10 protein-coding genes are annotated in these 14,170 nt (G+C 47.6%); 5 read left to right on the forward strand and 5 right to left on the reverse strand.

Features of this window, described 5'->3' with window-relative positions; genetic code table 11:
- Positions 1-717: 717 nt before the first annotated feature.
- The 3 genes from M0L20_RS26085 to M0L20_RS26095 all read right to left on the reverse strand — a co-directional run bounded on the left by M0L20_RS26085 (position 718) and on the right by M0L20_RS26095 (position 5,126).
- Positions 718-969 carry a hypothetical protein gene (locus M0L20_RS26085; protein WP_248480117.1) on the reverse strand — a complete coding sequence of 84 codons (252 nt, stop codon included), beginning with the start codon at positions 967-969 and terminating at the stop codon, positions 718-720.
- Positions 970-1,786: 817 nt separating this feature from the next.
- Positions 1,787-3,556: an arylsulfatase gene (locus M0L20_RS26090; protein WP_248480118.1), complete on the reverse strand. Its 1,770-nt coding sequence runs from the start codon at positions 3,554-3,556 to the stop codon at positions 1,787-1,789.
- Between the two features lie 313 nt (positions 3,557-3,869).
- Positions 3,870-5,126 (reverse strand): hypothetical protein, encoded by a 1,257-nt coding sequence (locus tag M0L20_RS26095; protein WP_248480120.1) that lies wholly within the window; start codon positions 5,124-5,126, stop codon positions 3,870-3,872.
- Positions 5,127-5,366: 240 nt separating this feature from the next.
- Here M0L20_RS26095 and M0L20_RS26100 point away from each other — a divergent pair, with 240 nt between their 5' ends.
- From M0L20_RS26100 to M0L20_RS26120, 5 genes are all read left to right on the forward strand, one after another.
- Positions 5,367-6,254: an alpha/beta hydrolase gene (locus M0L20_RS26100; protein ID WP_248480122.1), complete on the forward strand. Its 888-nt coding sequence runs from the start codon at positions 5,367-5,369 to the stop codon at positions 6,252-6,254.
- A gap of 31 nt (positions 6,255-6,285) precedes the next feature.
- Entirely contained in the window at positions 6,286-7,581 is a 1,296-nt protein-coding gene (locus tag M0L20_RS26105; RefSeq protein WP_248480124.1) for a CitMHS family transporter, read from the forward strand.
- Entirely contained in the window at positions 7,578-8,900 is a 1,323-nt protein-coding gene (locus M0L20_RS26110; protein WP_248480126.1) for an acyclic terpene utilization AtuA family protein, read from the forward strand. Before M0L20_RS26105 ends, M0L20_RS26110 begins: the two co-directional genes overlap by 4 nt.
- Positions 8,897-9,208, forward strand: a complete 312-nt coding sequence (locus M0L20_RS26115; protein ID WP_232563565.1) for an AtuA-related protein — start codon at positions 8,897-8,899, stop codon at positions 9,206-9,208. Before M0L20_RS26110 ends, M0L20_RS26115 begins: the two co-directional genes overlap by 4 nt.
- 294 nt (positions 9,209-9,502) lie before the next feature.
- A complete protein-coding gene (locus M0L20_RS26120; protein ID WP_248480128.1) occupies positions 9,503-11,521 on the forward strand; it encodes a M13 family metallopeptidase in 2,019 nt (672 codons plus the stop codon).
- 133 nt (positions 11,522-11,654) lie between these two features.
- On the opposite strand, the gene M0L20_RS26125 is transcribed toward M0L20_RS26120, so the two are convergent.
- Positions 11,655-12,560 (reverse strand): ParB N-terminal domain-containing protein, encoded by a 906-nt coding sequence (locus M0L20_RS26125; protein WP_248480129.1) that lies wholly within the window; start codon positions 12,558-12,560, stop codon positions 11,655-11,657.
- Positions 12,561-12,566: 6 nt separating this feature from the next.
- Positions 12,567-13,520, reverse strand: coding sequence for an AAA family ATPase (locus M0L20_RS26130; protein ID WP_248480130.1), 954 nt, complete (start codon positions 13,518-13,520; stop codon positions 12,567-12,569).
- Between the last annotated feature and the right edge of the window lie 650 nt (positions 13,521-14,170).

Genomic DNA, 14,170 nt, shown 5'->3' on the forward strand with positions numbered 1-14,170 from the left:
AGCCTCGGCTTCATCGGCTTTTCCATAGATATCCCTGTGGGCCATTGCAGTCATCCCCATGCAGCCCAGACCAAGTGCAGGCACCACCAGCCCCTGGCTTCCTAAGTTTACCCGTTTCATAAGCTGGTATTATCGTTTATGTTGACCGCCACAAAAGTAGGCAAGCGCTGGGGGGGCAGAGTAACCGTTTCTTGGAGGATTGTATCCGAATTCAGGACACTAGAGCTTTAGGGGCATTCAGAGAGGAACGGTTGTTGACCACGTCTTCATGCAATGCATGATCCTTTGTCTGGTTAAGAGAGAGGTTTTATGAAACGAGTCTCCTTGACGACGGGAACTTTGATGTAAAGCCTACCTAGCTTGCCATTCCCTTCTACGCCATTCAAAAAAGCCCAGATCATTGCTGGTCTGGGCTAAGGGGTGATAGATATAGATAGGTAGTAAGTAAGTAAGTAAGAAGAGTTAGGGTCGTAGTAGCTTGACATGCTGACGATGTGTGTTGGTAGTAACTTCCAGTAGTAGCAACCCTTAGGCGTTGCCTGAGGGCAGGCTGACCCGTTCAACTGAATACATTTTGTGGCTAAGCTACTATCGGCCTTCTTTTCTCAGCGAACCAGGCACTAACATCAGACCAGCTTGCCAAGTCTGATTAGTAAACCCAAAGCGTGCTCCTAAATCTAAAAATGTAAATTCATTCAGGCTTTTAAAATAACCTATTTATAAACCAAGCCATCGATACCGATACGACAGGCGACTACTGATGCCCACTTCGATGGGGACCGCATTGGTGCTCCTTACGCTTTGGCCTAAAGAAACATTCGCTTCTGGACCCACAAAAAGACCAACACCGTTGATGAGCGTAATACCAATAAGGGGCGTCAAACTGGCATAATGAAATTTTTGCCGACTGACCAGATCGCTATTCGGTAGTTGATACTCAATTTCCTTTTGTTGATAGCCTGCCTGCACTCGATACGCTAGTTAAGTGGCTTACCAGCGGCAACCTCCAAGGTGTAATGAGTACGTCAACACACTATAGCTGGGTTGATAATCTCCCCGTGTACCATTCCTTAGACTTTAGACAACTCATCAAGACTCGCCCCACTTTAGAAGGCAAACAGCAACGCACCGTTGCGGCTTGGCCATCCGTCCAGTGGCTTAGTACAATTGGAGCAAGGAAATAGCACTACATAAGTCACTTACCACTCGGTAGGCCGCATACATCTCCCCGCCCCCCAGGCGAACGGTTGTTTTAACAAGCTATTTGGCTAGTTGCCCTTACTTATATTAGCAGAATTTGAGAGAAAAAGCTCGTCCCCGGAATGAGGAGTAAATGAGCTCTTTTTCGTCTTCATAAGGCATTTTGGCCCATTTGTGTTAATTACATAGGAACTACGAATCTTTATTTTGTTCTACTAAGGACGAAGTTGTCTATTGTCGGCAATGGGTAGCCGCGGTATCTTTTTTTATGGACGTCGATGTGGACGAATTAAAAGCCTATATTTCTAATTTACTCAACCAGATCAGCAGTAACTAAAGACCCGGATAGCGTGGTCGTTGGTGGAGTTTCGTTTAATCACGGTCATGGCTTCACCCGCCGAATCGCCAAATCAAATTCGAACGAGAATGGGTTTCGCTGGTACTTCACTAACCGGTTACCAATTAAATACCACTGTGCAGCTCGCGCCCGAAGTCCAATAACATCCCCATAATTTTTCAGGACAACACAATCAACGATAATCCAACATAAACGGCCAACACAAAAAGGCCACTTTCAGGAGCGACCTTACCGAGTTGCGGTCAGCAGCAGCGCCTTCACTTCAGCGACCTGCCCTTTTGGAATTGATGCTGCCCGCAGCAGAATCCGGTGGTTGCCCACGGGTAATTCGAGTTTACCAAGTGGTAACAAGGCCCATGTTTTCTCGTAAACCTCCTTGCGCGGAACGCGGTCGGGACTCGGGATCAGGGGAGGATCGAAGCCTCTAGGCAGGGTTTGTTGCAATGTCTGATTACCGGTTGTCAGGGTCAGAATCGTTCCCCGAGCGGCATCCGGGGCGGTGTATTGCAGGCTTAATTGGTACGATCCCGGCCAAGATACCAGCACGTCCCACCAGATTGAATCAGCCGGTGACTGCCAGTTTATGAGCCAATCATTAGCCCAGCCGTTACCCTGTTTATAGGTTACCTTGCCCGAAAAGTGAGCTTCAGGCGCTTGTAACAACACCCGGTGACTCGCCACCGGCGCAGGGCGGAAAAGATTTATTGATGCAGATACATCATCGAACCAGCGGTTGTAGGCAGTTTGCATCGTTTGTACCTGCTGGGGCAGTTTGGCGGACAAATCTGTCGTTTGCGAGGGGTCACTCAGCATATCGTACAGGTGCGTCTGTCCTTTTTGTCGGACCAAACGGTATTGATCCGTGCGTGCGCCCCCCGGCTCAGCGGGAAGAAGGTTGTTATTCACCCCTGCCACATGCGTAAACAACAGACGGTCGGGCAATGTATTCGTTTTTCCTAGCAACAGTCCTTCCAGACTGAGGCCATCGAGGGGATGGGCCGGTTTAAAATGGAGATCGCATAAATCCGCCAGTGTCGGTAGCAAGTCGATATGGGCGGCATTAGGTTTAATCCGGGTTTGGGTGCGGATCTTACCCGGCCAGCGCACAAACAAAGGTACGCGCACACCCCCTTCGTCCACTGACCCTTTGATCCCCTTCATGTCGCCGTTGAACCGGTGACCGTTAGGTCCGTTGTCCGTTGCAAACACGACAATTGTGTTTTGTGCCAAACCTAGTTGGTCTAACTTGGTCAGCAAGCGGCCTACGTTATCGTCCACGTTTTCGACCATGCCGTAGATGCTGGCTAACTCATCGTCAAGCCCTTCAGCCTTGTATTTATCAAAATACCGGTCAGGCACCTGATGAGGACTGTGGGGGGCATTGAAAGGTATGTAACAAAAGAAGGGCTGGGATTTATTCTTATCTACGAATTTAAGAGCTGCGTCAGTCAGCACATCGGTAATGAACCCTTTGGTAGACACCATCCGGTCGTTGTGTTGCAGTTCTGTATTGAAGTAATTATTCCAGTGACCCGCACAAAAGCCTAGGAACTCGTCAAACCCCTGCCCGTTGGGATCTTCGGGGGCGTGTTCGCCGTTGTGCCATTTGCCGAAACAGCCGGTGGCATAGCCATTCTGACGAAAAACCTCAGCCAGCGTGAGTTCATCACTGCGCATGCGTTCCCATCCCTGCGTTACCGAGATCGTCCCCGTACGAAGGTGGTAGCGGCCTGTGAGCAGGCTAGCGCGGGAGGGGGCACAAAGCGGGCTGACGAAAAAACGGTCAAACTGTGCACCGCTGCGGGCCAGTCGATCGAGATTAGGTGTTTGAAGGAAACGATTACCATGCAAACTTAGGTCACCCCAACCCTGATCGTCAGTCAGAATAAAGACAACATTGGGCTTTGTAACGGCCACAGATCGGCTGGTAGTCGTCCAGCGAACGAACCCTACACTGATGATCATTGTGGCTAACCCAATCCAGAAAGGAAATTTCATTGCGAAAAAGGTATTAATTAAAACCGATCCTATTTCCGGCAGTTCGCGCTGTTTACAGCTAGGCCGATTGGTCGGATGATGTTGCAGTCATGATCGTTCGATGCATAGAAAACGATATCGTTGATTGGCTGGCCACACAAAAAGCGGCCCAGACACCTGATGTCAGCAACAAGCCTCAGTGTAAGTTACGACAGCTAGTAAATAGTAAAGAATCTACGTGTGTGCAACTACTCCGATCTATCTCTATCAGACTTGCAAGCGAGTGGGGTATAGTACTGAATTTGACCTTTTGCAAACTACGCATATGCCTTTCTTAACGTTGTTCTTCATTCAGTGCAGGCGAAAGAATAACGCCCTCGCGGGGTTCACGCAAGAGAATACTTTTCTCATTTATCAGCGCTTTCAAGGACTCGTTGGCCAAGGTGTCTAGTAGGCGATATTTCAACTGAAACGTTTTGGCAGGTTTATCGGGCTGAATCCACTTTATGATTTTACAATGGCAGTTCGCGTTTTCTGTCGTATTAGTGATTTCTTCCAATGCCCCCCCTTTACCCTGTTTAATAAACACATTTCGGATACCGATCATGTCGTTGCCGTCGCCCATATCAAAGCTCCAGGTGGTGGCGATGCTGGTCAGATAACCTTTGCCTTTATCCAATCGCAACAAGGCGTGAATGGGCGATTCGACTTTACCGCTCTTGTTCTTCACCCGCGAATAAATGGACACCAACGCCGGGGCTTCGAACTGCATGTAGCCGATGTGGTCGATATTCGCGCCGTGTCGGTTAAAGATAAAATACCCATTCTTGTAGCTAATCTCTACGAGGTTATTAGCCACCTGATGGAATCGGTTAGGGTCATTCGCTCGTGCCTGAGGGGCTCCTGTGTAGTACAGCCATATTCCCGACAGACTATCGATCTCGGCCTGCGTAGGTTGGTAAGGCAAAATGTTCAAGTCTTTACGAACCGTAGCCCATTCGTTTCTTTCGATCAACCAACGAGCGCTGACCATGCCGAGCAAAGCCAGACAAATAAGCAAACTAGCTAGCCACACTCTTCTCTTTTGCCTGTAGGTTTTCGTCAATTGCTGCGTGGCAGCTTCCTGCTCCTGCTGGCAGATAACCAATTGCTGCCGGAGTGCTTCCTGCTCATCTAACTGCAACGCTACCGACGCATCCACTCCTTCGATGAGATTGATGTCCTGCGGATTTTCACTAAAACCTTTACGACCGACGCCGTACAAGTAGATGTAGCAGGCGTCGATCAAAAATGACCGAGGATTGGCTACAAGTTGGTTGTAGGCGTCTTTTACTTGTACACCTGTAATGTCATACTTTCTACGGGGGTAATCAACCTGCCTGGGATTCGGATCAGGCGGATAGGAATCGTGATCTAGTTGCCCCGCCGTGTTTGGTAATTCATTACTAATCGAACTTAGTAGCTTCGCTATGTCCTCATAATTTTTCGGATTGGTATTGCGTATGATGCGCTGACCTGTCGCCAGTTCATACGTATCTATAACTTTTTCAAGTAAGTATCCGATTTCCTCCTTACCTGCTTTGACCTTCATTAATTATCTCGTTTCTGGCTGTTTATGAAAATTCCGTAGCCTTACTAAAATTTTATAAAGACACATTTTCATTTAATAAGGCTGATAACACCATACCCCTACTCGCCATAGAACGATTAAACCGCATACGCTCCTATATTTGACAGGTTCTACCTGTTGTACTGAATAAAGTTTAACCGGAACAGCCTATTCAACAACGGCATCGAAAGGGTATCAAGGCTAAAAAATCATTAAGCGAGTATGCGTGTATCGAAACAATTTAAGCACACTATCCAACTACTAGTTTTCAGTAGTTTTCTGCTCACCTTTCCCCTCTACGCAGCTAAGGTCGATTCGCTGGACGTACCCAGTACAGTGATGAAAAAAAACCTGCGGGCAGTGGTCGTTTTACCTGACGCCTATGCCTCCTCGTCCAAAAACAAAACAGCGTACCCGGTTCTTTACCTACTACACGGCGGCTTTGGCCACTTCAACGACTGGATTACCAAAACGCCCGATAAAACCCTAATTCAACGGCTCGCTGACCAATATGGCCTCATTATCGTCATGCCGGAAGGAGAAGCCTTCAGCTACTATCTGGACAGTCCGGTTATCAAAGACAGTCAGTTTGAAACGTACCTGACCAAAGAGGTCGTTGATAAGATTGATAACACGTACCGTACCATCCGCAGTCCGAAAGGGCGTGTTATTACAGGTCTGTCGATGGGCGGCTACGGCGCATTGTACCTGGCTACGCGTCACCCCGATCTGTATTGTGCAGCTGGCAGCATGAGCGGAGCGCTGAATCTGGACATGAACATCTGGAAGCTCCCCCCCGACGCAGCTAAAAATATCAGAGCCGAATTCGAAAAGATTCTGGGGCCATTCAGTCAGTCAGCCGATGGGTGGGCTGCTTATTCAGTAGTGGGCATGGCCGATAAAATGAAGGCAAATGGGTTAAAACTGGTTATCGACTGTGGGGTGGATGATTTTCTGATCGAGTCTAATCGGGAATTGCATCGTCGGCTGGTTTTCAACCAAACACCTCACGATTACAGCGAACGTCCCGGAGGTCATAGCTGGGAATTTTGGCAGAACGCCCTCCCCTATCAGGTACTGTTTTTCAGTAAGGTGCTGAACGGAAATTAAGTAGCTAACCAACTTGAACTAGATCCGATCTATGCTTTCATTACTTGGTTTCGCTACCATTGCTCTTTTTCTGGTATTGATTATCATTAAGCGGCTGTCGGTGATTACAGCGCTTGTTCTGGTGCCCTTAGTATTTGGTTTTCTGGCCGGATTTGGACCGAAAGAACTAGGAGAGATGATTTTAGCAGGCATCAAGCAGGTAGCTCCGACGGGTATTCTGCTCATGTTCGCCGTGCTGTATTTCGGGACCATGCTGGATGTCGGCCTGTTCGACCCGATCATTGCGACCATTATTCGCCTGGTAAAAGGTGACCCGCTAAAGGTTATCTTGGGAACAGCAGTATTAACCATGATCGTCCACCTCGACGGCGATGGAACGGCTACGTTTATGATTGTCATGTCGGCATTTTTACCGATCTACAAACAGTTGCGTATCAATCGGCTGATCCTTACGGGGATTGTCGCGCTAAGCGTGGGCCCTATGCACTTGGTACCGTGGTCTGGTACATCAGCGCGGGCTATTTCAACGCTGAAAACGGATGCTACTCAATTATTCAATCCTAATATTCCTGCCATTGTAGCCGGTATTGGGTGGGTGCTTTTTGTCGCTTACTGGTTTGGGCTAAAAGAACGCAAACGGTTAGGCGTTAGTGACCTGAACTATGTACATCAGGAAAGCCTGACCGACCAGCAAAAGCAATTTCGCCGACCCCGTCTGTTCTGGGTAAACGCCGTACTGACCGTTGCCCTGATTACTACCCTGATGAAAGGCTGGGTACCCGCTCCGGCCCTGTTCATTTTGGCCGCTACGGTTGCCTTATTGCTTAATTATCCTCACTTACCCGACCAACAAAAGGTGCTTAGAAGCCACGGTAATAACATTTTCATGGTATCGAGTATGATCTTTGCCGCTGGTGTCTTTTCAGGAATCCTGACCGGTACCAAAATGATTGACGCTATGGCTACGTCCGTCATTTCATTGATTCCCCAGCAACACGCGGCCTGGCTTCCAACGCTGACAGCCATCACCAGTATGCCCGCCAGTCTGCTATTTACACCGGATGCTTATTACTTTGGCGTTGTCCCGATCCTGAGTCAGACGGCAACCCAGTTTGGCATCGACCCGCTGGAGATTGGCAGGGCCGCTCTGCTGGGTCAGATGACGGTTGGTTTTCCGGTTAGTCCGCTGACGGCATCGACATTCCTGCTGGTCGGTCTGGCGGAAGTGGATTTGGGCGATCACCAGAAATTTATTCTCAAATGGGCTTTCGGCACCACAATCGTAATGACGCTGGCGGCTCTCTTAACTGGCTCGATTCACGTATGAAATCAACTGTTCGGATAGGTTGCGGGGCTGGCTTTTCCGGCGACCGGCTCGACCCGGCGCTCGTTTTGGTTCAGCAAGGTAATTTAGACTATCTGGTGCTGGAATGTCTGGCCGAACGTACCATCGCGCTGGCGCAGAAACGCAAACGGCAGGATGCCAAACTAGGTTACGATCCCCTACTGGAACGCCGAATTGTTAGTCTGTTACCGCATTTAGTGGCGAATAAGGTTCGTCTGGTCACCAACATGGGCGCAGCCAATCCGCTGGCGGCTGCCCAAAAAATTATCGATATCGCTCAACAACTATCTGTATCGGTCACAGTAGCGGCTGTCACGGGCGACGATGTATTCAGCCTGCTTTCGGGTAGCGAAGTGGCGTTGGAGACGGGTAAACCCCTATCCGAATCTGGTCTACTGGTGTCGGCCAATGCTTACATGGGTATCGATGCCATTTTAACGGCCTTGGCCACCGATGCCGACATCATCATTACGGGTCGGGTAGCCGATCCATCGCTTTTTTTAGCTCCGCTGGTTCACGAATTTGGCTGGTCGCTGGACAATTACAACCCGTTGGGACAGGGTACGGTCATTGGGCATTTACTGGAATGTGCGGGTCAACTTACGGGCGGGTACTTTGCTGATCCCGGTCGTAAAGGCGTAGCCGACATGGCTCGTCTGGGCCACCCCTTTGCCGATGTTTCGTCGGATGGCACGGCTGTTTTCAGTAAAGTATCTGGTACGGGTGGCGTGTTAAGTCTATCGACAGCCAAAGAACAGCTGCTCTACGAAGTCATGGACCCCAGCCGTTACATTACCCCCGACGTTGTCGCTGATTTTACGCAAGTACGATTGACTGAAACGGGACCCAATCAGGTTAAGGCTTCGGGTGGACAAGGTCAAGCCCGGCCTGATACGCTGAAAGTTAGCGTAGGTTATGAAGCGGGTTTTATTGGTGAAGGAGAGATTTCATACGCTGGGTCAAACGCTCTCAACCGGGCAAAACTAGCCGGAACTATCATTCAAGAGCGGCTACAGGATTATTTCACCGACCTACGGATCGACTATATCGGCAGCACGTCGGTGCATCGAACCAACTTTGGTCATTATCCAGATCCTTACGAAATTCGGCTGCGGGTAGCCGGGAAAGCGTCAACAGCGCAACAGGCTGCGTTAGTAGGTGAAGAAGTCGAAGCCCTTTACACTAATGGTCCGGCGGGCGGGGGCGGTGCCCGGAAGTACGTTCACGAACTCGTGGGTATCGTATCAACGCTTATAGATCGTCACCAACTAACGCCACAGGTAACCCTTTTTCAGTCATGACCATCAAGCTCTACGACATTGCCCACAGCCGGGCGGGCGACAAAGGCAATACCCTCACGCTCTCGCTTATTCCCTATAAAGCCGAAGATTATCCGCTGCTCTGCGATCAGGTTACAGCCGAAGCCGTCAAACAGCACCTGCGCGATATTGTGCTTGGTGAAATTACCCGGTACGAACTACCTAACTTACCTGCCCTTCAATTTGTCTGCCAGCAAGCGTTGAATGGTGGTGTAACAACCTCCCTCACAATGGACATGCACGGGAAGAGTTTAAGTTACGCGCTGCTGGAGATGTGGATTACTGTCTAGCCTGCTAGCTTATAGTCCGTGAGGATTGTCATTTGGTGCTCGTAGCTTCTTGGTCTACGCCCTGTCTGATGGGTCTCAGAAGAATGTGCGGCTGGGACCAACTATTAGGGCTCGCAAGTTGGGTAGCTGTAAATCGGAATTAGTCCTCCCCGACCCTTCCGCAGATAAGAACATCGCTGATTGTCATCAACGATCATTTTTTACTACCCAACTATTTCAGATCAATTGAAATTAGGCCAATTTTGAACTTGCACAAAATTGGTTGGTCTGAATTGACCCCTATCATCACAAATCATGATACGATTAGTCTTTTTTTCGCTGGCCTTGTTGATGGCCGGAGCCTGCCAGCGAACAGCGATCCCGACTACAAAACGGGTAGTCTTAGCCGGAATCGACGCTTCCAAAAAACCAGGAGATGATTTCTTTACCTACGCTAACGGTATTTGGTATGATACCGCTCGTATACCAGCTTCTCAAACGGGCGTAGGCTCCTACTCTTTTTTAAATTACCCACAACGTATCCGGTTACAAGGAATTCTGGATAGTATTTCAGTAAGCCGCAACGTACCTGGAAGTCTCGAACAAAAAGTAGGTGATTTTTATGCTTCGGGTATGGACACGACTGCTATCAACAACCGCGGTTACGAACCGATCAAACCGTTACTTGCCCGTATTGACGCTCTTACGGATGTTTCTTCGCTGCTTAAGTTTGTAGCAGAAGAGCAAAAGGCCGGGAATGGCTCTATTGTTGGCTTTTACGTCGGTCCTGATCAAAAACAAAGCAAAATCAATATTGCTCAGTTTCGTCAAACTGGTATCGGCTTGCCCGAACGAGCCTATTACTTCAAAACCGATTCGTCAACGCTTCTGATTCAAAAGGCGTACAAAAATTACCTTACTCGTCTGTTTGAGTTGATTGGTACGGAGCCAACGGTTGCGGAAAAGAATGCCACTGTTGCATACGCTATCGAGAAGCAATTGGCTACTGCTCATCGAACCAATATCGAACTCAGAGATGTAAAGGCCAACTACAACAAAATGGCGGTCGCAGCTCTGGATTCCAAACAGCCTAATCTGCACTGGACAACGCTGTTGACCGACTTGGGTTTACAAGTTGATTCGGTTAATGTAGGGCAGCCCGCTTATTATGATCAGTTGAATACGATGGCAACGTCCGTTGCGATTGATGATTGGAAAGCTTATTTGAAAGCTCGTGCATTAACTAATTACGCAAATTTTCTAAGTCAACCGTTTATCGATGCAACGTTCGCCTATAGCAAAATTCTGACGGGCCAAGCCATTAAGCAGACGCGGGCTGAAGAGATGACGCAAGCTGTCGATCGGTCGCTGGGTGATGCATTGGCTCAGTTGTACGTCAAAAAATACTTTCCCGAATCGGCTAGAAAACGAATGGCTGTTTTGGTCGATAATCTTAAAAAAGCATTTGAGGCCCGTATTAACCGCCTGGACTGGATGAGTGATTCGACCAAGACTAAAGCGAAAGACAAACTGTATGCCTTCTCGCAAAAAATAGGTTATCCGGACAAGTGGCGTGATTACTCGCAGGTGGCGATAAAAAGAGACGCTTATTTTGAAAACCGGCTGTCGGCGGCTAAGCACGATTACCTGGATAGGTTGGCCAAAGTAGGGCGACCTGTCGACCGAACGGAATGGCATACGACTCCCCCCACGGTAACGGCTTACAACAATCCTCCACTGAATGAAATTGTGTTTCCGGCGGGTATTCTACAACCACCTTATTTTGATGTAAACGCTGATGATGCGCTTAACTATGGCGGAATTGGAATGGTAATCGGTCATGAAATAACGCACTCATTTGATGATCAGGGAGCACAATACGACAAAGATGGTAACGTGACCAACTGGTGGAACAAGACAGATTACGCTAAATTCAAAGCGAAGACACAGCAGGTGATTGATCAGTATAACTCCTTTACGGTGCTGGATTCGGTGCACGTGAAAGGAGCTTTGACGGTAGGGGAAAATACGGCTGATATTGCGGGTGTCGCTATCGCCTATGATGCCTTCAAACTAACTGAGCAGGGAAAGGGGACTACCAAGTTGGACGGTTTTACACCCGATCAGCGCTTCTTTATATCGATTGCCCGGATCTGGCGCGTCAAAACAAGAGATGCGTACATGGGCATGTATGTTAACACGAATCCGCACTCACCAGCTAAATGGCGTGTGAATGGACCGCTGATGAACTTCACACCGTTCTACAATGCATTTAATGTGCAGCCAGGTGACAAAATGTATAAACCTGAACAGGATCGGATCAGCGTTTGGTAAGACTCAATCTATAGCTTGGAGATAACGTTGGTAGGAACAGCTTCTGCCTGCAATAATGGTGTCAAACTGGCACCATTATTTTTGTCAAGTAATGGTGCCAGTTTGACACCATTATTATTGGACAATAGAAAATCTATCTGCTATGTTGCTTTGCTTTAGTTACTAAAATCAATAGTTGATCGCAGTCGCTAACAAATTGGGCACTGTTGGGATCTAAACTGTTGGCGATCTGAACGATTTGCTTCATCAACTCTGAAACATCACTTGTTGTGTCAGACGGCTCGGCTGACGCCTGTTCAGTCTGTGTGATAGCCATCACATCAGATAAAGAAAGTGGAGCAGTCTCCGCCGAAACGGATCGACCAATTTCCCGGATGACCTCTTTAGACACCTTTTGTTTTCCCTTCAACACATCCTGCTTCAAATCGGGAACCAGACGATCTATTCCTTCTGAGTAGTCGCTGTCCCGCATGATGGTCCGTGGGGATACGTTAAACTGTTTGGCTAGCTTATCCCGAGTTCGTTCTCCCTGGCCATTTTTGGCCTCCAATGGAGTGGTAGCTTCTTGGATGGGCCGACCTGCTATTTGGCGTTCGTTACGGTATTTCAAACCTCGCAGGTACGACATTTGCTCGGGGGTGAGGTTTCGACGCCCGAGTTGATTGTCAATCATGAAGTCGCGAACCGCTTGAGTAGTTGCGAAGTCATGTAGAGTGATCTTGAAGTTTAGATTGTGTTGCGTACAAATCTCGAAGCGATTATGGCCATCAATCAAGACGTTGATGGGTGTCGTATCTATAGACCCATCAACAGTTCCCTGAGTTGTTTGCCAGATCAACAGGGGTTCCCGGCAACCTTCTTTCAAGATATTAGTTTTCAATTGCTCATACTCGATGTTCTGGAGTGGAGGGATTAATTCTTTAAATTCAGCCAATACAGTGATATTCGCCTTTACTTCATCAAGCATGTTCTGCATGAGATTAGCTGAATTGCGATGCAGTACAGGGGGTTCGCCGGAAGCAGTTTTGAATTTTTTCATAGTCATTTAGGCTGAATGCTTTGTAACTACTTCGTTTGCCAAAGCTTGGTAGTCAATAGCGCCAGGAGATGAAGGTTTGTAATCGAAAATATCCTGACCAACGTATTGCGATTCGGCCAAGGATATGTTTTGTCGGATCTCTGTATTGAAGAATGGTTGATCCCTTAGATCGGCCCGTACTTGCGCCATTAACTCCCGGTGAAGTACCAATTGCGGATTCACTCTGGCCATAACTATTCCCTCAATAGTGAGCCGGGCGTTGAAGGACTCTTTTATGTCGTGAATAAGCTCAAGTAGGTTGTACATCCCTTTTACGGCTGATGCTTCCGGCTCGAGCACAACCAATGCGGCAGTTGATGCCACCAGGGCTGAGTAGGTGAAGATAGTCAGCGAAGGGGGACAATCGATGAGAATGTAATCGTACTGTGCCAATAAGGGAGCTAATGCGTTCTTGAAGCGTAATACACCACTAGGCGTCTTGGTCAATTCAGCTTCGGCTTTCGAGAGTTCCAGATCGCTTGGGACTAAGTGATAGTTTTCTTTTAGTTGCACAATGGGCATAGATGCTCCCTGAGTTAGGACTTGCAAGAGTTGTTGTTGGGGATTGTGCACACCTAGGCTTTGTGACAAGTTGCCTTGAGAATCCAAGTCGATTAGTAGAACAGACTGTCCACGATTGGCTAAGCCCTTCCCTAAATTGATTGTAGTGGTTGTTTTACCAACTCCGCCTTTGTGATTAACAACAGCTAATACCTTAGCTCGGCGGTTTAGAAAATCCTCTATGCCGTACTGGCGGAGAATGGGTTCAAGTGCCTTAAGATGTGACTCTGACAAAGTTCGTAAACCATTTATCGCTTTTGTAAGTGTACCTGTAGGTAGGCCAGCCTCTTTGTTTATTCCAGCCTGTGAAAGCGTTGGCTTCTTTTTCAAAAACTTAAAGACTTCGTCTTGTGTCAACATTTGCTTAGGTGTTGAATGGTTGCCTCAAAAATAGGACTAATATTTACTAAAGCTACTACCCCGGTATAAATATAAGACAGATCAATGTGTTGTCGTTTATTTGCTAGGGCATCTACTGTACTTTGTTTGCCATTACTGTCAGTTGTTATCTACGACCTTTACCATCTGATCAGGGTAGGTGATTGTAGTGCGAATGCACGTTAATAAGTATCTCTGTCCAGCTTGTGTAGTAAGTAATAAAACTCATGATGACGGTATGAATCGCTACTTGATTATGCGGAAGTATATAGCTTGTTTGTGAGTACTATGTATAAAGAGTAAGTCCGCTTAGTAAGTATCGAGTATAAGAGTATACTACTGGATAAAAAAGTAAGATTACTGTGCGGTTTATAGGTGTATAGCGACAAAACTTGGGTAAAAAGCTGTTAGGTTTTATCTCTTCTACAAGAGGTATTTATCTAGTATTCAGCATATTGATTGTTTAATGTGGACAAAAAACTAGTGAGTGTCCACGTATAGAATAAGGGTAAATCACTCTAGCGTTCCTTGGCTTAATAGAGACCTGTTAATCAATAAGTTGCTATTCCGATGTTCGATAGCGAACTTTTTCTGTTGTTGTTTTCCTAAAATATTTAACTTATTGATAGTCA

This window comes from Spirosoma liriopis, assembly GCF_023196085.1.
Taxonomy (GTDB): domain Bacteria; phylum Bacteroidota; class Bacteroidia; order Cytophagales; family Spirosomataceae; genus Spirosoma; species Spirosoma oryzicola.

Coding starts and splice junctions, on each gene's coding strand:
- M0L20_RS26090 (WP_248480118.1), bottom strand. CDS start 3,556: ATGAAATTTCCTTTCTGGATTGGGTTAGCCACAATGATCATCAGTGTA.
- M0L20_RS26095 (WP_248480120.1), bottom strand. CDS start 5,126: ATGAAGGTCAAAGCAGGTAAGGAGGAAATCGGATACTTACTTGAAAAA.
- M0L20_RS26100 (WP_248480122.1), top strand. CDS start 5,367: ATGCGTGTATCGAAACAATTTAAGCACACTATCCAACTACTAGTTTTC.
- M0L20_RS26105 (WP_248480124.1), top strand. CDS start 6,286: ATGCTTTCATTACTTGGTTTCGCTACCATTGCTCTTTTTCTGGTATTG.
- M0L20_RS26110 (WP_248480126.1), top strand. CDS start 7,578: ATGAAATCAACTGTTCGGATAGGTTGCGGGGCTGGCTTTTCCGGCGAC.
- M0L20_RS26115 (WP_232563565.1), top strand. CDS start 8,897: ATGACCATCAAGCTCTACGACATTGCCCACAGCCGGGCGGGCGACAAA.
- M0L20_RS26120 (WP_248480128.1), top strand. CDS start 9,503: ATGATACGATTAGTCTTTTTTTCGCTGGCCTTGTTGATGGCCGGAGCC.
- M0L20_RS26125 (WP_248480129.1), bottom strand. CDS start 12,560: ATGAAAAAATTCAAAACTGCTTCCGGCGAACCCCCTGTACTGCATCGC.
- M0L20_RS26130 (WP_248480130.1), bottom strand. CDS start 13,520: ATGTTGACACAAGACGAAGTCTTTAAGTTTTTGAAAAAGAAGCCAACG.